We start from the raw sequence: 16,202 nt of genomic DNA, 5'->3' as shown, positions 1-16,202 counted from the left end.
CGTGAGTGGGAAACAGGGTTAGAACCCTGTTTCCCACTCACGACCAGGTGTGTGCGTCAGGCGGGCAGGACCGCCGAGATCTCCGCGGCGGCCTCCGGGCCGAACGCGTCGCCGATGCGGGCCAGCGCGTCCGCGCGGTCGAACGTCCACTCCTGGGTGCCCACCGTCTCCAGCACCAGGACCGCGATCAGCGAGCCGAGCTGGGCCGCGCGCTCGACGTTCAAGCCGCCGTCGAGGCCCGCCAGGAAGCCCGCGCGGAAGCCGTCGCCGACGCCCGTCGGGTCGGCCTTCGCGCGCTCGGGGACCGCGCCGATCTGCAGGGCGATGCCCTCCTTGCCGACGATCTCGACGCCCTTCTCCCCCAGCGTCGTGATCCGCAGGCCGACCTGGTCGAGCACGTCGGACTCGGTCCAGCCGGTCTTCTGGAGCAGCAGCTCCCACTCGTAGTCGTTGCTGAACAGGTACTTCGCGCCGGCCACGAACTCGCGCGCCTGCTCGCCGGTCATGCGGGCCAGCTGCTGCGACGGGTCGACGGCGAAGGCGTACCCGCGCTGGCGGCACTCCTCGGCGTGGCGGACCATGCCCTCCGGGTCGTCCGGGCTGATCAGCACCAGGCTGAGCTCACCGGCGCGCTCGGCGATCGGCTGGAGCTCGATGTTGCGGGACTCGGTCATCGCGCCGGCGTAGAACGTCGCGATCTGGCAGAGGTCCTCGTCGGTCGTGCAGACGAACCGCGCGGTGTGCGCGACCTCGGAGACGTGCACCCCGGACGTGTCGACGCCGTGCCGCTCCAGCCAGGAGCGGTAGTCCGCGAAGTCGGCGCCCACGGCGCCCACGAGCACCGGCTGCACGCCGAGCACCCCGAGCCCGAAGGCGATGTTCGCGCCGATGCCGCCGCGGCGGACCACGAGGTCGTCGGCGAGGAAGCTCAGCGAGACCCGGTGCAGCTGCTCGGCGACCAGCTGCTCGGCGAACCTCCCCGGGAAATGCATGAGGTGGTCGGTCGCGATACTGCCGGACACCGCGATCCTGGCTTTGGCTGCCACCGGCTGCTCCTTATGTGGTCGACCTCACGGCAAAAGGCGCGAAGTTACCCCCGGGTCATGACCCGTCCGGGTAGTTCGCGCACGCCCAGCCGACACTACCGGCTGGTACTCCTTCTCCAGTCGACAGCGGATCAATAGCGTTACGAATCGTGAACGCCGTCACCGAACCCGAGACCCTGTCCGAGCTGATCGCCGACTGCGCGCTCATCCCGGCGACGCTCCAGGCGGAGAACCTGCCGCTGCCCCGCTCCGCGGCCGAGCCGTGGGAGGTCGACGAGGCGTGTCACGCGCAGGTCGCGGAGCTCGACGCCTACGTGTAGGCCACTAGAAACGTGAGAAGGCCCCGCCCTCCGGATCGGAGCGCGGGGCCTTCTGACGTGATGCCGAGACTCAGTGGAACGAGTCGCCGCAGGCGCAGGAGCCGGTGGCGTTCGGGTTGTCGATCGTGAAGCCCTGCTTCTCGATCGTGTCCACGAAGTCGATGACGGCTTCCGACACGTACGGCGCACTCATCCGGTCGACGGCGACCTTGAGGCCGTCGAAGTCGCGGAACAGGTCGCCGTCGAGCGAGCGCTCGTCGAAGAACAGCTGGTAGCGCAGGCCCGCGCAGCCACCGGGCTGGACGGCGATGCGCAGGTGCATGTCGTCGCGGCCCTCCTGCTCGAGCAGGGCCTTCGCCTTGGCAGCCGCGGTGTCGGTCAGCGTGACGCCGTGGGTCTCCTCGGCGGTCTCGGCCTGCGTCGCGCCGGCGTGCTCAGCGGTCGTCATGGCACTCCTCATAGGTTCGAACTCACTGCGGATACTCCTCGTGCTGACGTCTTCAACACCCGGAGCGCCCGATCTGTTCCCCCACCATGGTCGCACATCGATCGACCTGGTGAACGGCGGCGTGACGCCTGCAATACCCTGGTGACGTGAGGTTCCTGCGCCGAAGCACCACAGACACCGCCGCCGACGAGCCGGCCGCGACCGAATCCGTCGACGTCGGCGGCAAGTCGTTCACGCCGGGTAAGGGCAAGGCCACGCCCAAGCGGCGGGAGGCGGAGGCGAAGCGCCGGGGTCCGGTCGCGCCCCCGCCGACCACGATGCGTGAGGCGATGAAGCGCAACAAGGAGTTGCGCAAGTCGAACCCGCAGACCAAGGAAGACCGCCGGGCGGCGGCGAAGGCCCGCCGCGAAGCGATGATGCGGGGCGACGACAAGGCCCTGCTCCCGCGCGACCGCGGGCCGGTGAAGGCGTACGTCCGCGACCTGGTCGACTCGCGGCGCAACCTGCTCGGTCTCTTCATGCCGCTGGCGATCCTGGTGTTCCTGGCGCTGCTGGTGCCGCTGCCCCAGGTGCAGTCGTACATCACCCTGCTGTGCACGGCGATGCTGCTGGTGATGGCGATCGAGGGCTTCGTGAACGGGCGCAAGATCGCGAAGCTGGTCCGGGAGAAGTTCCCGAAGGAAGCGGTGAGCGGCCGGTCGATCGGCTGGTACGCGTTCGTGCGGGCTTCGCAGATCCGCAAGCTGCGGGTGCCGAAGCCGCGGCTGAAGCCCGGGGACCCGATCCCGAACTGAGCTGGTTTCGAGAAGCCGGGTGGAGCGAGCCTCCACCCGGCTTCTTGCTGCCCGCGACCCGCTCGGCGCCGGTCGAGCGTCGCGAAGGACTCGTTCGCGACGCTCCTGGCCACGGCTCCGGCGCGCTCGACGACCGCGGGTCGCGCGCCGGCTCGCGCCGCAGGCGGCCGTCCGGACGTCGTCGGCACGACCACGCTCCTCGAGCGGCGGACCGGCGCCGGTCCACGTGCTGCCCCAAAGGTCTTGAATGAGTCATTCAGGACCTCCGAAGACCTGAATGACTCATTCAAGACACGCGGAGCGGCGCGAGGAGCGAGGCTGGAGTCACTCCAGGGTCGTTAGCAAAGCAAACGATTACCGCCTAAGCTCACACCATGGAGTTTCGTCGTCTCGGCCGCAGCGGCCTCAACGTCAGTGAGATCTCGTACGGGAACTGGCTCACCCACGGTTCCCAGGTCGAGGAGGAGCAGGCCCACGCCTGCATCAAGGCCGCCCTCGACGCCGGCATCACCACCTTCGACACCGCCGACGTCTACGCCAACACCGCCGCCGAGTCCGTGCTCGGGCGCGGCCTCAAGGGGCAGCGGCGGGAAAGCCTGGAGATCTTCACCAAGGTCTTCTGGCCCACCGGCCCCAAGGGCCCCAACGACAAGGGCCTGTCCCGCAAGCACATCCTCGAGTCGGCGAACGCCAGCCTGGAAAGGCTCGGCACCGACTACCTCGACCTCTACCAGGCGCACCGGTTCGACCGGACCGTCCCGCTCGAAGAGACCATGCTCGCCTTCGCCGACCTCGTCCGCCAGGGCAAGGTGCTCTACGTCGGCGTCTCCGAATGGACCGCCGAGCAGATCAGCCGGGGCGCCGCCCTCGCCCGCGAGCTGAAGATCCCCTTCGTCTCCAACCAGCCGCAGTACAACATGCTCTGGCGCGTCATCGAGGACCAGGTCATCCCCGCTTCCGAGCGCGAAGGCCTGAGCCAGATCGTCTGGTCGCCGATCGCGCAGGGCGTCCTGACCGGCAAGTACAAGCCCGGCCAGGACTACCCCGCCGGCTCGCGCGCCACCGACGAGAAGGGCGGCGCCAACATGGTCGCCCGCTTCCTCGACGAGAACGTCCTCAAGCGCGTCGCCGAGCTGGAGCCGCTCGCGAAGCAGGCCGACCTGACGCTCGCGCAGCTGGCCGTCGCGTGGGTGCTGCAGAACCCGAACGTCGCCTCGGCGATCATCGGCGCCTCGCGCCCGGAGCAGGTGCACGAGAACGTCAAGGCCGCCGGCAAGAAGCTCGACGCCGACCTGCTGACCGCCATCGACGACGCCCTCGGCGACGTCGTCGAGCGCGACGCGAACCTGACGAAGAGCCCCTAGCTAGTCCTGGTTGATCCGGCCCTGGAACGGCACGCCGACGTCGAAGGCGTCTTCCGAGGACATCCGGGGCTCCAGCCCGAACCCGCGCAGGAGGCGGCTGGCACCGGCCAGCCGGTCGCCTCCGCGCCCGGGTACGCGCGTCGGCGACAGGCCGCGCTCGGTCAGCAGCGTCTCGACGTCGTCGATCAGCCGGTACGGGTCACAGTCACCCACGGACCCAGGTCTTCCCCGTGATCCGCTCGTAGACCTCGGTGTAGCGCTGCCGGGTCTGCTCGACGATCTCCGCCGGGATCTCCGGCCCGGGCGGGGTCTGGTCCCAGCCCGTGCTGCGCGACCAGTCGCGGACGAACTGCTTGTCGAACGCGTGCTGCGGGCGGCCCGGCTCCCACTCGTCGGCGGGCCAGAACCGCGAGGAGTCCGACGTCAGGACCTCGTCGCCGAGGGTCAGCGTGCCGTCGGCGTCGAAGCCGAACTCCAGCTTCGTGTCCGCGATGATCACGCCCTGCTTCGCGGCGTGCTCGGCGCCCTTGGTGTAGATCTCCAGCGTCAGCTCGCGAAGCCGCTTCGCGGTGTCTTCGCCGATCTCGTTCAGCACCTCGTCGAAGGTCATGAACTCGTCGTGCCCGGTGTCGGAGATCTTCGTCGTCGGCGTGAAGATCGGCTCCGGCAGCTTGTCGCCCTCGACCAGGCCCGGTGGCAGCGCGACGCCGGAGATCTTGCCGTCGCGCTGGTACTCGCGCAGGCCCAGGCCGGCGAGGTGGCCGCGCGCGATGCACTCGACCTGGACCATCTTCAGCGGCTTGCAGCGCATCGCGCGGCCGGCGAACTCTTCCGGGACGTCCGTCGTCGAGACGACGTGGTTCGGGACCACGCCCGACATCCGCTCGAACCACCACGCCGACAGCTGGTTGAGCAGCGCGCCCTTGTCCGGGATCGGCGTCGGCAGCGAGACGTCGTAGACCGAGACCCGGTCGGACGCGACGAGCAGGATGTCCCCGCCGTCGAGCTCGTACAGGTCGCGGACCTTGCCCGCGTGGATGTGCTTCATTCGCCGTCCTCAGTCGTGTACTCGTAGAAAACCCAGTGGTCGGGCAAGGCGGCGGACTCACCGTACTCGACGACCGTCCCGTCGGCCGCCAGGAAGGTGCTCCGGCCCAGCAGCACCGGCGACCCGGCGGGCAGCCCCAGCTCGACCGCCTCCTCCTCGCTCGCGCGCCCCGCCGCGTGCCGTTCCTGCGTGTTCGCGATCTTCGTGCCGAGCCGCGCGGCCGCGTGGGCCGAGGTGCCTTCGACAATCCGCTCGGGCACCAGCAGTGCCGGCGCCTTGGCCGACAGCGTGCCGTCGAACCACGACGTCGACGTCGACAGCGGCCGCGAATCCGGCCCGTAGGTGGTGCGCCGCCGCCGGATCGCCGGGGCGCCCTCCTCCAGGCCCAGCGCGGCCGCGGCGCGTTCGGGCGCCTGCTCCAGGCCGGCCGAGCGGATCACGGCGTAGTGACCGGGCGGGTAGATGCGGCCCGACCGCGTCGAAGCGACGCTGCGGTCGCGGGCCGTGCGGTGCAGGCCGCCGCGGTCGACGACCGTGCCGACGCCGCGCACCGGGCGCACGAGCCCCTGCGAGCGGAGCGTGGCCAGGACCTTGGTGGCCGTCGCCATGGCGACGGCCCAGGTGCGCGCGATCTCGCGGGCGGACGGCACCGCGTCGCCCTCCTGCAGCCGGCCGGACAGGATGTCTTCCCGGATCCGGCCCGCGATCTGCAGGTACGGCGGCTCAGGACGGTCGAGGGTGGGCAAGGCGGCTCCTCACGGGGACAACACGCACAAGTGTTCTAGCACGCCGGAGTGTCTCCGACAAAGGCCTGTTCAGAACCACCCAGGTGTACTAGTACACATGCTGGACTGCGCTCTAGTTCGCAAGTTACCCTCGAAAGTGTGTCCCCGCCCACAGCACACAACGGCTCCAGCGGCTCGGGCCTCGAGGAACTCCTCGAGGAGCTCCGGCGCCGCAAGTGGGTGCTGCACCTGTTCGGCGGCCGTGAGGCGCCGGAGATCTACGCCGCGGTACACACGTGGCCGACCTGCGCGGACGTCATCATCCTCCGGGACGAGCACCGCGCGAGCGCCTACCGCGTACCGCTGTTCCCGGGTACCGACGTGTTCAGCCCGCGGGTGGTGACCTGGCAGTACCACGCCACCCCGGTCTGGACGCTGCGGGCGGTGCTCACCCTGGCGGAGCCCGGCACCCCGGGCGCGCCGCTGCAGGCGCTGCGGCCACAGCCGCAGTGCCACATCCCGCCGGAGCTGCGTCACGACGTGACGGTCCGGCCGACGAGCACCAGACCGGAGCCCGAGCGCGAAGGGGGCGACGGTGGCGGCGGCCCGCCCGCGTGCGCCTAGCGGTCTCCGGGTTCAGCGGGCGAGCAGCCGCTCCGCGACCACCAGGTCGTGGGGGTAGGTGATCTTGAGGTTCTCGGGAGCCCCCGGGACCCACCGGATCGGCAGGGAGGAGAACCGCTCCATGCACGACGAAGTGTCCGTCCCCAGAAAGCCTTCGCGCTCGGCCTGTTCGTAGGCCTCGAGCAGCGGTCCGGCCCGGAAGCCCTGAGGCGTCTGGACGCGGATCGCGCCGGGCACCTGGGCGACCAGGTGCCCGGCATCCACCTCGACGACGTCGTCAGCGGCCAGGCCCGGCACAGCCCCCCCGTCCTCGCGTGTCCGGGCCAACACCGCACCGACCAGTTCGGGGTGGACCAGCGGCCGGGCCGCGTCGTGCAGCAGCACGGCGTCGACCCGGCCGCCTGCAATTCTCGGGGCGAGGTGGCGCAGCGCGTTGAGCTCGGACGCCTGACGCGTGTCCCCGCCGTGCACGATTTCGACGCTGTCGTCGACGACCTCTTCGGCGAGTTCCCGGTCCTGCGGCCGGATGACGAGCACGAGCACACCGATGCCCGGGACGCGCTTGAAGGCGTCCAGCGACCAGGCGACCACCCGCCGGCCGGCCAGGGGCAGGTAGACCTTGTTCAGTTTCGCGCCGACACGGGTGCCCGCGCCACTGGCCAGCACCACCGCGGCCGCCGTCGTCTCCACGAGCCGCGAGACTACCGGGACCGCCGTTTCGGCAGGCCGCGACGACATGAACGACAGTTCAGGGCGTCGGACGCCAGGGCTCCGGCAAAGTCGGGTTCCCGGCGGATATCTTCGGCGGGCGCAGGTTCGGTGGCCTCTCCGGCGGTGTCTTGAATGAGTCATTCAGGACCTCCCAAGACCTGAATGACTCATTCAAGACGTTTGCCCCGGGGCACCACGCCCGCCGACCGGCGCCGAGGTCGGCGAACGGCGGCCGCCGCCGGGGTTTTCCGGGTCAGCGGTAGGTTGGCCACAGCGTTCCCGTGGACGAGAAAGGGCCTGGTGTGGAGCCGGAAGACATCGAGTTCCCCGAGATCACCCCGCCCGACGACCACGCCCGGTCCGACGCGATCGCCCTGCACGACAAGCTGGTCAAGCCCGCCGGGTCGCTGGGCAGGCTCGAGGAGCTGGGCGTCTGGATCGCGGCCTGCCAGGGCCAGTCGCCGCCGCGGCCGTTCACCCGGCCGCGCGTCATCGTCTTCGCCGGTGACCACGGCATCGCCGCGAAGGGCGTCTCCGCCTATCCCGCCGAGGTCACCGCGCAACTGCTGGGCACGATGCTGACCGGCGGCGCCGCGATCAACGTCCTGGCCGCCGCCGCGGGCGCGAGCGTCCGCGTGGTCGACATGGCCGTGGACACCGAAGCCCCCGCGACGCGCTCGATCGGCGAGTACAAGGTCCGCCGCGGGTCCGGGTCCATCGACGTCGAGGACGCCCTGAGCGACGCCGAGGTCAAGGCCGCGGTCCGCGCCGGGATCGCGATCGCCGACGCCGAGGTCGACGGCGGCGCGGACCTGCTCATCCCCGGTGACCTGGGGATCGGCAACAGCACGCCCGCGTCGGTGCTGGTGGCGGCGCTGACCGGCACCGAGCCGGTCGCGGTGGTCGGCCGCGGCTCCGGCATCGACGACGACGCGTGGATGCGCAAAGCCACGGCGGTGCGCGACGCGCTGCGCCGGGCCCGCGCGGTCCTCGCGAACCCCGTCGACCTGCTGCGCACCACGGCGGGCGCGGACATCGCGGCGATGGCCGGGTTCCTGGCCCAGGCCGCGGCCCGCCGGACGCCGGTGGTGCTGGACGGGCTCGTCGCGTGCGCCGCGGCGCTCGTCGCCGAGGATCTCGCGCCGGGCGCGCGACGCTGGTGGGTGGCCGGGCAGCGGACCGCCGAACCCGCTCACGGGCTCGCGCTGGAGCACCTCGACCTCGGCCCGCTGCTGGAGCTGGACGTCCGGCTCGGCGAAGGCACCGGCGCGGTGACGGCGTTGCCGCTGCTGATGATGGCCGCCCGCGTCCTGGCCGAAACCGCCACGCACGACCAGGCCGGCGTCTCCGGGCCGGTCATCCCCGCCACCGCCACCTGACCCCGGATGCCGTTAAGGCCACCTTACGGGCGTCTGACGCCCGTAAGGTGGCCTTAACGGCACTTGGCAGACTCAGCCGAGCGGGACCATCCAGTGGTCGGCGTCGGGGCGGGTGCCCTCCTGGATCCCCGTCAGCTCTTCGCGCAGCTTCATCGTCAGCGCGCCCGGCTGCCCGTCGGCGATGGTGAACTCGCCGCCGGCGTGCTTGACGTGCCCGACCGGGGTGATCACCGCCGCCGTGCCGCAGGCGAACGTCTCGGTCAGCTCACCGGACGCCGACGCCTTCTCCCACTCCTCGGTGGAGATCCGGCGCTCCTCGACCTTGTAGCCGAGCCGCGAAGCGAGCTGCAGCAGCGACTTGCGCGTGACGCCGGGCAGCAGCGAGCCGGTCAGCTCCGGGGTGACCACCCGGGCGTTCTCGCCGGAGCCGAAGACGAAGAACAGGTTCATCCCGCCCATCTCCTCGACCCAGCGCCGCTCCACCGCGTCGAGCCAGACCACCTGGTCGCAGCCCTTCTCGACGGCCTGCGCCTGCGCGACGAACGACGCCGCGTAGTTGCCTGCGCACTTCGCCGCGCCGGTGCCGCCGGGCGCCGCGCGCACGTACTCCGTCGACAGCCAGACGCTCACCGGCTTCACGCCGCCGGAGAAGTACGAACCGGCCGGGGACGCGATGACGGTGTACAGGTAGTCGGCCGCCGGGCTGTTGACGCCGAGCCCGGTGGACGTCGAGATCATGAACGGCCGCAGGTAGAGCGAATCACCCTGGCGGGTGGGCACCCACCGGCTGTCGACGGCGATGAGCTCCCGCAGCGACTCGACGAAGACCTCTTCGGGCAGCTGCGGCATCGCGAGCCGCTCGGCCGACTGCCGGAACCGCGCGGCGTTGGCGTCCGGGCGGAACGACGCGATCGTGCCGTCCGGCTGGCGGTAGGCCTTGAGCCCCTCGAAGATGGCCTGGCCGTAGTGCAGCACCGACGTCGCCGGGTCGAGGGTGAACGGGGCGTAGGGGCCGACCTGGGCGTCGTGCCAGCCCTCGGCCTTCGACCACTTGACGGTCACCATGTGGTCGGTGAAGTACAACCCGAAACCGGGCGTCTCGAGTACCTCCGCGACACGGTCCGCGCTCGCAGGACTCGGGTGCGGGACAGGGGCGAACTGCGTCGAGAGGGTCATGGCTACACGATACCGTTTGGTCGGAGGCGCGTTAGTCGGATGTCCCACTGTTCCGGCGTCTTCGCGGCCTCCCCGCGCCCGCGCCGTGATGACCCTAGGATGACACCGTGACCTACCACTCCACGGAGCCGGTCCCCCGGCCCAAGACCGGCGGGGCCGACGTCAAGACGTTCGTCACCGCGGTGCTGCTGACCTTCGGCGTCGGCCTGCTCGGCATGGTCGGCTGGGCGGTGCTCAGCAGCGGCTTCGGCGGCTTCCTCGGCCTCGTCGCGGGCGTCTTCGGCGTCGTGTGGTGGCGGAAGATCCACGGCAAGGCGTTCCCGCAGGTGCTCCCGACGAAGTCGGTCGTCATCCTCGCGGTCGTCAACGCGGTGCTGGCGCTGGTCCTCTTCCTGACCGCGGGCTGAGCTCTTCGAGCAGGCCCGGCGGCAGTTCGGGCGCCGGCCAGCCGGGGTCCGGGCGGAAGTCGGTGTCCGTCCCGTCGAACGGGTAGGCGCCGCGCTCGGCCAGCGCGCCGATCCGCTCGCCCTCCGCGCGCAGCCGGTCGAGCTGCTCGTGCGTCAGGCGGCCGGCGTCGATCGCGACCTCGGCCTCGTCCTCGTCGTCCCAGCGCCAGGTGCCGTCCCGCTCGACGACGACGTCCAGCACGCCGTCGATGCGGTCCACCCCGGCCGGGGTCCGGCCGAGCGGGACCTCGAGGTTGACGTACCAGTTCGTGAACGCGCCGGCGGCGTCGAAGAACCACCAGACGGACGACCACTCGTCATCGGCGATGCGCCGCAGCGTGGAAGTGCGGTGCCAGAAGTCCGGCACGGGCACGCGCGGGATGCGGAACCGCTGGTCGAGGGGCGCGTCCGCCATGTGCCGGCCGTCCACCAGCCTGCTGCCGACGATCGGGGTGCCGGCCGGCAGCCAGGCGAGCAGGACGCGGCCGTCGTCGGCGAGCACGCGCAGCGGGTGGACCTGGCCGATCGAGCCGTCGGGGCGGTGGAACCGCTCGACCACGGTCTCCCCCGGCCGCCAGCGTCGATCACTCACGCTTCTCACTGTACCGGCGCGCGCGTACTCCCAGTAGCAGCTCGATCACGGTCACCAGCCCCGCGACGACGAGCACGGGCAGCGCGGGCAGGAAGTACGCGGCCACCGCGGCGACGGCGATCCCCGCGAGTCCCGGCACCCCGGCCCGCTCCCGGACCTCGGCGCCGGCGGCGAGCGCCGGGACCACGGTCGCGACCACGGCGACGACGGTGAGCAGCGGCTGCAGCGAGTCCGCGTCGGCGGCGGAAAGCAGGTCGCGCAACGACGTCAAGGAGAGCCCGAGCCGGACCGCGCCGAGCTGGTAGAGCGCGGCGAAGGCGGCCAGCACGGCGACCCCGCCGAGGAGCAGTACGCGCAGGCCGGCGTTCTCGCGGCCGCCCGGCCGCAGGAACGGCAGCGTCAGCACGGCGGCGACGAGGACACCCGCGAAATCGGGCGGCTGCAGGCCGTCCGCCCGGCCCACCGGCGGCACGGCCACGCACACCACGACGAGCACGAGGCCCGCGAGGAGCAGGAGCACGCCCGCGATCCGTACGACGATCGTCGGGATCTTCAGCCCGGCGAACCCGGCGCCGGTCACCACGACGGCGAACACGGCGGCCGCCAGTTCGCGGTGCGCGGGGAAGACGTAAGCACCGAACGCGATCGCGTAGACGGCCACTTCGGAAAGCCGCGCGACGGCCACCACGACCCGGTCGACCAGGGCGTCCCCCGGTTCCGGGACCCGCGCCGTCACGCCGGCGGCGATCGCCGCCAGCACCAGCCCGGCGAGCATCCACCAGCCCGCGCCCGCCGCCGCGGCCGCCAGCGCCACCAGCAACCCACCGCCCAGCCGCACGCGGCCCTCCCTCTCCCGCCGTTCACCCGTGGTCCGGTCGTCATTAGCATGGCTCACGATCCCGACCGGGCCGGCGCCCGGTACCACCGCGAACGCGCGAGGAGCCAGAAGTGACCGTGCCTAAGCTCGCCCTGTCCGACAACACCGGGGAGGCACTGGCCAAGACGCGCGCCGACGTGATCGTCATCGGCACCCTGGCCGGCGAGGACGGCCCGCTGCTCGCCGCGGGTGCCGCCGCCGTGGACGCCGCCTTCGACGGCCGCCTGGCCGGCCTGCTCGCCACCCTCGGCGCGAGCGGCAAGGCCGAAGAGGTCGTCAAGATCCCGACGCTGGGCAAGCTCGCGGCCGGTGTCGTGCTCGCCGTCGGCCTCGGCAAGGAGGGCGACGGCGTCACCCCCGAGCAGGTCCGCCGGGCCGCCGGTGCCGCCGGTCGCGCACTGGCCGGCACCGACCGCGCGTTCGTGACGCTCTCGGAGCTCGACCTGCAGGCCGCCGTCGAGGGCACCGTCCTCGGCTCCTACGTCTTCACCGCCTACCGCTCCGAGAAGGGTGACGCGCCGGTCGCGAAGGTCGACTTCGCGAGCCCGGGCACCGGCACCGCGCGCGAGCACAAGGCGACGCTGAAGGCCGCGACCAGCATCGCCGAGGCCGTCCTCACCGCCCGCGACCTGATCAACACCCCGCCGAACGACCTCTACCCGGCCTCCTTCGCCGACCGCGCGAAGAAGCTGGCCGAGGACAACGGCCTCGAGTTCGAGGTCCTCGACGAGAAGGCCCTCAAGCGCAAGGGCTTCGGCGGCATCCTCGGCGTCGGCGGCGGCTCCGCGCGCCAGCCGCGCCTGGTGCGCCTGGCCTACAAGCCGGCCAAGGCCGTCAAGAAGGTCGCGCTGGTCGGCAAGGGCATCACGTTCGACTCGGGCGGCATCTCGCTCAAGCCCGCCGCGAACATGGACCACATGACCTCGGACATGTCCGGCGCGGCCGGCGTGCTCGCGTCGGTGGTGCTGGCCGCGAAGCTGAAGTACCCGCTGGAAGTCGTCGCGCACATCCCGCTGGCGGAGAACCTGCCGTCGGGGACGTCGTACCGCCCGGGTGACGTGCTGACCATGTACGGCGGCAAGACCGTCGAGGTCCTCAACACCGACGCCGAGGGCCGGCTCGTCCTGGTCGACGCGATGGTGCGCGCGGCCGAGGAGAACCCGGACTACCTCATCGAGACCTCGACGCTGACCGGCGCCCAGGTCGTCGCGCTCGGCAACCGCACCGCCGGCGTGATGGGCTCGGACGACTTCCGCGACCGCGTCGCCGGGGTCATGCAGGCCACCGGCGAGAACGGCTGGGCGATGCCGCTGCCGGAGGAGCTGCGCGCCGACCTCGACTCGCGCCTGGCCGACCTGGCCAACGTGACCGGCCACCGCTGGGGCGGCATGCTCGCGGCCGGGATCTTCCTGCGCGAGTTCGTCGCCGACGGCCTCGACTGGGTCCACATCGACATCGCGGGCCCGTCGTTCAACACGGGTGCGCCGTGGGGCTACACCGGCAAGGGCGGCACGGGCGTCCCGGTCCGCACGATCGCCGCGGTGCTGGCGGACATCGCCGCCAACGGCTGAGAAACGCTTCGCTCGAAGGGCCCCCGCCGCGGCGGGGGCCCTTCGGCGTTTTTCGCCCGGAGTGATCCCTTTGCCGCTTTCGATGTGATCCGCGACACCGTACGGTGTCAGCATCGCGAAGGGGGCAGTGATGACCCAACCGACCCGACCGGTCGAAGAGGACACTGCCGCCGCGATCGCCGCCGAGCACGACGAAGAACGGCCCGCGCGCACCCTGTCCCGCGTCCCGGATCGGGTCGTCTACTTCGTCGCCCTCGCCGTCGCGGTCCTCGTGCTCAAGCAGGTCTTCTTCCCCTTCGCCAAGGGCAACCAGTTCTACCTCGTGCTCTTCCTCGGCGTGACGCTCCCGCTGGTCTTCCTCTGCTACCGCCCGCGGCTGCACGGCCGCGACGACCCCGGCTGGACCGACTGGGCGCTCGCCGCTATCGCCCTGGCCGTCGGCCTCTACCCGGTGCTCATCGGCTACGACGGCTTCCTGGACCGCCAGGGCATCCTGTCCCCGCTGGACATCGTCGCCGGCGCGCTGCTGCTGGTGCTGATCCTCGAAGCCACCCGCCGCACGACCGGGCTGGTGCTGCCGATCGTCTGCCTGCTCTTCCTCGCCTACGCCTACTACGGCGGCTTCCTCCCGCAGAACTGGGGCATCGCGCACGCCGGGATCGACTTCAGCCAGATCGTCAACGCGCTCTACAACGACGCGAGCGGCTTCTACGGCACCCCGCTCGACGTCGCGGCCAGCTACATCGTGCTGTTCACCCTCTACGGCGCCGTCCTCAACGCCTCCGGTGCCGGCCGGTTCTTCGTGGACATCTCGTTCGCCGCCTTCCGGAAGTCCCGGACAGCGCCGGGGCGCACCACCGTCCTATCGGGCTTCCTGCTCGGCACGGTCTCGGGTTCGGGCACCGCGACGGCGGTCAGCCTCGGCTCGATCACCTGGCCGATCCTCAAGAAAGCCGGGTACCCCAGGGAAAACGCGGGCGGGCTGCTCGCCGCGTCCGGCATCGGCGCGATCCTCTCGCCGCCGACGCTCGGCGCCGCCGCGTTCATCATCGCCGAGTACCTGCAGACGTCGTACCTGACCGTGCTGATCTGGGCGACCGTCCCGACACTGCTCTACTACCTCGGCATCGTGTTCGCGATGGAGGCCGACGCGCGGCGCTTCGAGGCCGAGCCGGTCGACGTCCCGCACGGCCATCCGTGGCAGCTCCTGCGCCAGGGCGGCTACCACTTCCTGTCGCTGGCGATCATCGTCGTGTTCCTGGCGCTGGACATCCCGCCGTTCGCCGCGGTCGTCTACGCCACCGGCGTCGCCGCGCTCTTCGCGCTGATCGCCCGTCGCCACGACATCCGGGGCTGGGCCAGGGACATGGTCGACGCGCTCTCGGCCGGGGTCCGCGGGGCGCTGCCGGTGATCGCGGTGTGCGCGGCGGCCGGCGTGATCACCTCGACCATCACCAAGACCGGGCTCGGCCTCGAACTCGCCGACGCGCTGGTCGAACTGGCCGGCGCGCTCACCGACAACGGCACGGTGATCCTGATCCTGACCGTGCTGCTCTCGGCGATCGCCGTCGGCGTGCTCGGGCTCGCGGTGCCGGTCACGGCGAGCTTCATCATCGCGTGGGTGGTGATCGGCCCGGCCCTGGAGACGCTGGGGGTCGCCGACGCCGAGCGCGCGATGTTCATCTTCTACTACGCCGTGCTTTCCGAGGTCACGCCGCCGACCGCGCTCGCCGCCGTCGCGTCGGCGGCGATCACCGGCGGGTCGGTGCTCGGCACCATGTGGCAGTGCTGGAAGTACACGCTGCCCGCGTTCCTGGTGCCGATCGCCTTCGTGCTCACCGACAACGGCGGGGCGCTGCTGCTGCAGTCCGACGTGCTCACCGTGCTGTGGGTGACGGCGGTGTCGGCGGTGGCCGTCGCCGCCCTGGCGGTGGTGACCGGCGGCTGGCTGTTCGGGCCGGTCAGCCTGCCCGTGCGGCTGCTGTTCGTCCCGGCCGCCCTCTGCCTGCTCTACCTGGAGCCGGTGCCGATCGCGGTCGGCACCGCGTTCGGCGCCGTCGCCGTGCTCGCCCACGCCGTGATCAAGAGGAGGACAGCATGAAACGCGCACTCGCCGCTGCCGCGGTACTCGCTCTGGCCGTCACGGGCTGCGGCGGCAAACAGCAGACCGACCAGCCCGCCCAGGGTGGCGGGCAGGCTTGCGAAGCCGGCGAAGGCCGGATCACCATCGCCACCGGCAACAGCGGCGGCGTCTACTACGTGCTGGGCGGCGGGCTGGCCCAGCTGATCAGCAACAACACCAAGCTGCGCGCGACGGCCGCCGAGACCGGCGCGTCGGTGCAGAACATCCAGCAGCTGGTGGCCGGCAACTACGACGTCGCGTTCTCGCTGGCGGACACCGCCGCGGACGCGGTGAACGGCAAGGGCTCCTTCGACGGCAAGCCGCAGAAGATCCAGGCGCTGTCGAGGATCTACCCGAACTCGACGCAGGTGCTGGTGCGCACCGACTCCGGGATCGGCTCCGTCGCCGACATGAAGGGCAAGCGGATCTCGACGGGCTCGCCGAAGTCCGGCACCGAGGTGATCGCGAACCGCCTGCTGCAGGCGGCGGGCCTCAAGCCGGACACCGACGTCCAGGCGCAGCGGCTCGACCTGGCCAAGACCGCGGACGGCATGAAGGCGGGCACGCTCGACGGGCTCGTCTGGTCCGGCGGCCTGCCGACCGCGCAGATCACCGACATCACGACGGCGTTGAAGGACAAGGTGAAGTTCCTCGACATCACGCCGCTGCTGCCGAAGCTCAAGCAGGTCAACGACGTCTACGACCAGGCCGTCATCCCGGCGGCGACGTACGGGCAGCCGGCCGACGTGCCGACGGTCGTCGTGCCCAACCTCCTGCTGGTGCGCGAGGACTTCCCGGCGAACAACGCGTGCGCGATCACCAAGCTGCTCTTCGACAAGCAGGCGGAGCTCGCGAAGGTCCACCCGGCGGCGAAGGAGATCACGAAGCAGCTGGCCACGCAGACCGACCCGGTCCCGCTGCACCCGGGGGCGAAGCAAGCGCTCGGCTAGGGTCGATTC

The 16,202-nt window shown here is 71.3% G+C and carries 18 protein-coding genes; 9 read left to right on the top strand and 9 right to left on the bottom strand.

Annotated elements, in window-relative coordinates; genetic code table 11:
* Positions 1–56: 56 nt before the first annotated feature.
* A complete protein-coding gene (locus tag QQ657_RS53105; protein WP_284750112.1) occupies positions 57–1,046 on the bottom strand; it encodes a carbohydrate kinase family protein in 990 nt (329 codons plus the stop codon).
* A gap of 149 nt (positions 1,047–1,195) precedes the next feature.
* On the opposite strand from QQ657_RS53105, the gene QQ657_RS53100 reads away from it, so the two are divergent.
* A complete protein-coding gene (locus tag QQ657_RS53100) occupies positions 1,196–1,366 on the top strand; it encodes a hypothetical protein (protein ID WP_284750111.1) in 171 nt (56 codons plus the stop codon).
* Between the two features lie 70 nt (positions 1,367–1,436).
* Here QQ657_RS53100 and QQ657_RS53095 read toward each other — a convergent pair whose 3' ends face one another.
* Complete coding sequence (locus QQ657_RS53095; protein ID WP_284750110.1) at positions 1,437–1,814, bottom strand: HesB/IscA family protein; 378 nt, start codon at positions 1,812–1,814, stop codon at positions 1,437–1,439.
* Between the two features lie 146 nt (positions 1,815–1,960).
* Here QQ657_RS53095 and QQ657_RS53090 point away from each other — a divergent pair, with 146 nt between their 5' ends.
* Positions 1,961–2,608 carry a DUF3043 domain-containing protein gene (locus QQ657_RS53090; protein ID WP_284750109.1) on the top strand — a complete coding sequence of 216 codons (648 nt, stop codon included), beginning with the start codon at positions 1,961–1,963 and terminating at the stop codon, positions 2,606–2,608.
* A 374-nt stretch (positions 2,609–2,982) separates the two neighbouring features.
* Positions 2,983–3,972, top strand: a complete 990-nt coding sequence (locus QQ657_RS53085; protein ID WP_284750108.1) for an aldo/keto reductase family protein — start codon at positions 2,983–2,985, stop codon at positions 3,970–3,972.
* Here QQ657_RS53085 and QQ657_RS53080 read toward each other — a convergent pair whose 3' ends face one another.
* From QQ657_RS53080 to QQ657_RS53070, 3 genes are read right to left on the bottom strand one after another with little or no spacing between them, the layout of a single operon-like run.
* The gene (locus QQ657_RS53080; RefSeq protein ID WP_284750107.1) at positions 3,973–4,185 is read right to left on the bottom strand and encodes a hypothetical protein; all 213 of its coding nucleotides are present in this window, start codon (positions 4,183–4,185) and stop codon (positions 3,973–3,975) included.
* A complete protein-coding gene (locus QQ657_RS53075; protein ID WP_155541902.1) occupies positions 4,178–5,020 on the bottom strand; it encodes a phosphoribosylaminoimidazolesuccinocarboxamide synthase in 843 nt (280 codons plus the stop codon). The genes QQ657_RS53080 and QQ657_RS53075 overlap by 8 nt, the downstream gene beginning before the upstream one ends.
* Positions 5,017–5,766: a GntR family transcriptional regulator gene (locus tag QQ657_RS53070; RefSeq protein WP_284750106.1), complete on the bottom strand. Its 750-nt coding sequence runs from the start codon at positions 5,764–5,766 to the stop codon at positions 5,017–5,019. The genes QQ657_RS53075 and QQ657_RS53070 overlap by 4 nt, the downstream gene beginning before the upstream one ends.
* 138 nt (positions 5,767–5,904) lie before the next feature.
* Between QQ657_RS53070 and QQ657_RS53065 the strand changes: the two genes are divergently transcribed.
* Entirely contained in the window at positions 5,905–6,369 is a 465-nt protein-coding gene (locus QQ657_RS53065) for a hypothetical protein (protein ID WP_284750105.1), read from the top strand.
* Between the two features lie 12 nt (positions 6,370–6,381).
* Here the strand turns inward: QQ657_RS53065 and QQ657_RS53060 are convergent, their stop codons facing one another.
* On the bottom strand, positions 6,382–7,059 hold the full coding sequence (locus QQ657_RS53060; protein ID WP_284750104.1) for an IspD/TarI family cytidylyltransferase: 678 nt from the start codon (positions 7,057–7,059) through the stop codon (positions 6,382–6,384).
* Between the two features lie 323 nt (positions 7,060–7,382).
* On the opposite strand from QQ657_RS53060, the gene cobT reads away from it, so the two are divergent.
* The gene (gene cobT / locus QQ657_RS53055; protein WP_284750103.1) at positions 7,383–8,459 is read left to right on the top strand and encodes a nicotinate-nucleotide--dimethylbenzimidazole phosphoribosyltransferase; all 1,077 of its coding nucleotides are present in this window, start codon (positions 7,383–7,385) and stop codon (positions 8,457–8,459) included.
* Between the two features lie 72 nt (positions 8,460–8,531).
* Here cobT and QQ657_RS53050 read toward each other — a convergent pair whose 3' ends face one another.
* Complete coding sequence (locus QQ657_RS53050) at positions 8,532–9,635, bottom strand: branched-chain amino acid aminotransferase (protein WP_284750102.1); 1,104 nt, start codon at positions 9,633–9,635, stop codon at positions 8,532–8,534.
* Positions 9,636–9,742: 107 nt separating this feature from the next.
* Between QQ657_RS53050 and QQ657_RS53045 the strand changes: the two genes are divergently transcribed.
* A complete protein-coding gene (locus QQ657_RS53045; protein WP_284750101.1) occupies positions 9,743–10,042 on the top strand; it encodes a hypothetical protein in 300 nt (99 codons plus the stop codon).
* Here QQ657_RS53045 and QQ657_RS53040 read toward each other — a convergent pair.
* On the bottom strand, positions 9,999–10,673 hold the full coding sequence (locus tag QQ657_RS53040; protein ID WP_284750100.1) for a ribonuclease FAU-1 family protein: 675 nt from the start codon (positions 10,671–10,673) through the stop codon (positions 9,999–10,001). The genes QQ657_RS53045 and QQ657_RS53040 overlap by 44 nt on opposite strands.
* The gene (locus QQ657_RS53035) at positions 10,666–11,511 is read right to left on the bottom strand and encodes a hypothetical protein (RefSeq protein WP_284750099.1); all 846 of its coding nucleotides are present in this window, start codon (positions 11,509–11,511) and stop codon (positions 10,666–10,668) included. Before QQ657_RS53035 ends, QQ657_RS53040 begins: the two co-directional genes overlap by 8 nt.
* Positions 11,512–11,621: 110 nt before the next feature.
* On the opposite strand from QQ657_RS53035, the gene QQ657_RS53030 reads away from it, so the two are divergent.
* The 3 genes from QQ657_RS53030 (at position 11,622) to QQ657_RS53020 (ending at position 16,193) form a co-directional block, all read left to right on the top strand.
* Complete coding sequence (locus tag QQ657_RS53030) at positions 11,622–13,121, top strand: leucyl aminopeptidase (protein ID WP_284750098.1); 1,500 nt, start codon at positions 11,622–11,624, stop codon at positions 13,119–13,121.
* A 130-nt stretch (positions 13,122–13,251) separates the two neighbouring features.
* A complete protein-coding gene (locus QQ657_RS53025) occupies positions 13,252–15,222 on the top strand; it encodes a TRAP transporter permease (RefSeq protein WP_284750097.1) in 1,971 nt (656 codons plus the stop codon).
* Positions 15,219–16,193 carry a TAXI family TRAP transporter solute-binding subunit gene (locus tag QQ657_RS53020; RefSeq protein ID WP_284750096.1) on the top strand — a complete coding sequence of 325 codons (975 nt, stop codon included), beginning with the start codon at positions 15,219–15,221 and terminating at the stop codon, positions 16,191–16,193. The genes QQ657_RS53025 and QQ657_RS53020 overlap by 4 nt, the downstream gene beginning before the upstream one ends.
* The last annotated feature ends 9 nt before the right edge of the window (positions 16,194–16,202 follow it).

Source organism: Amycolatopsis ponsaeliensis, from assembly GCF_030182635.1.
GTDB lineage: Bacteria > Actinomycetota > Actinomycetes > Mycobacteriales > Pseudonocardiaceae > Amycolatopsis > Amycolatopsis ponsaeliensis.
Note: the sequence above shows the minus strand (reverse complement) of the source record. Positions and strands in the feature narration are given on the sequence as shown.

Coding starts and splice junctions, on each gene's coding strand:
- QQ657_RS53075 (WP_155541902.1), bottom strand. CDS start 5,020: ATGAAGCACATCCACGCGGGCAAGGTCCGCGACCTGTACGAGCTCGAC.
- QQ657_RS53025 (WP_284750097.1), top strand. CDS start 13,252: ATGACCCAACCGACCCGACCGGTCGAAGAGGACACTGCCGCCGCGATC.
- QQ657_RS53020 (WP_284750096.1), top strand. CDS start 15,219: ATGAAACGCGCACTCGCCGCTGCCGCGGTACTCGCTCTGGCCGTCACG.
- QQ657_RS53085 (WP_284750108.1), top strand. CDS start 2,983: ATGGAGTTTCGTCGTCTCGGCCGCAGCGGCCTCAACGTCAGTGAGATC.
- QQ657_RS53095 (WP_284750110.1), bottom strand. CDS start 1,814: ATGACGACCGCTGAGCACGCCGGCGCGACGCAGGCCGAGACCGCCGAG.
- QQ657_RS53050 (WP_284750102.1), bottom strand. CDS start 9,635: ATGACCCTCTCGACGCAGTTCGCCCCTGTCCCGCACCCGAGTCCTGCG.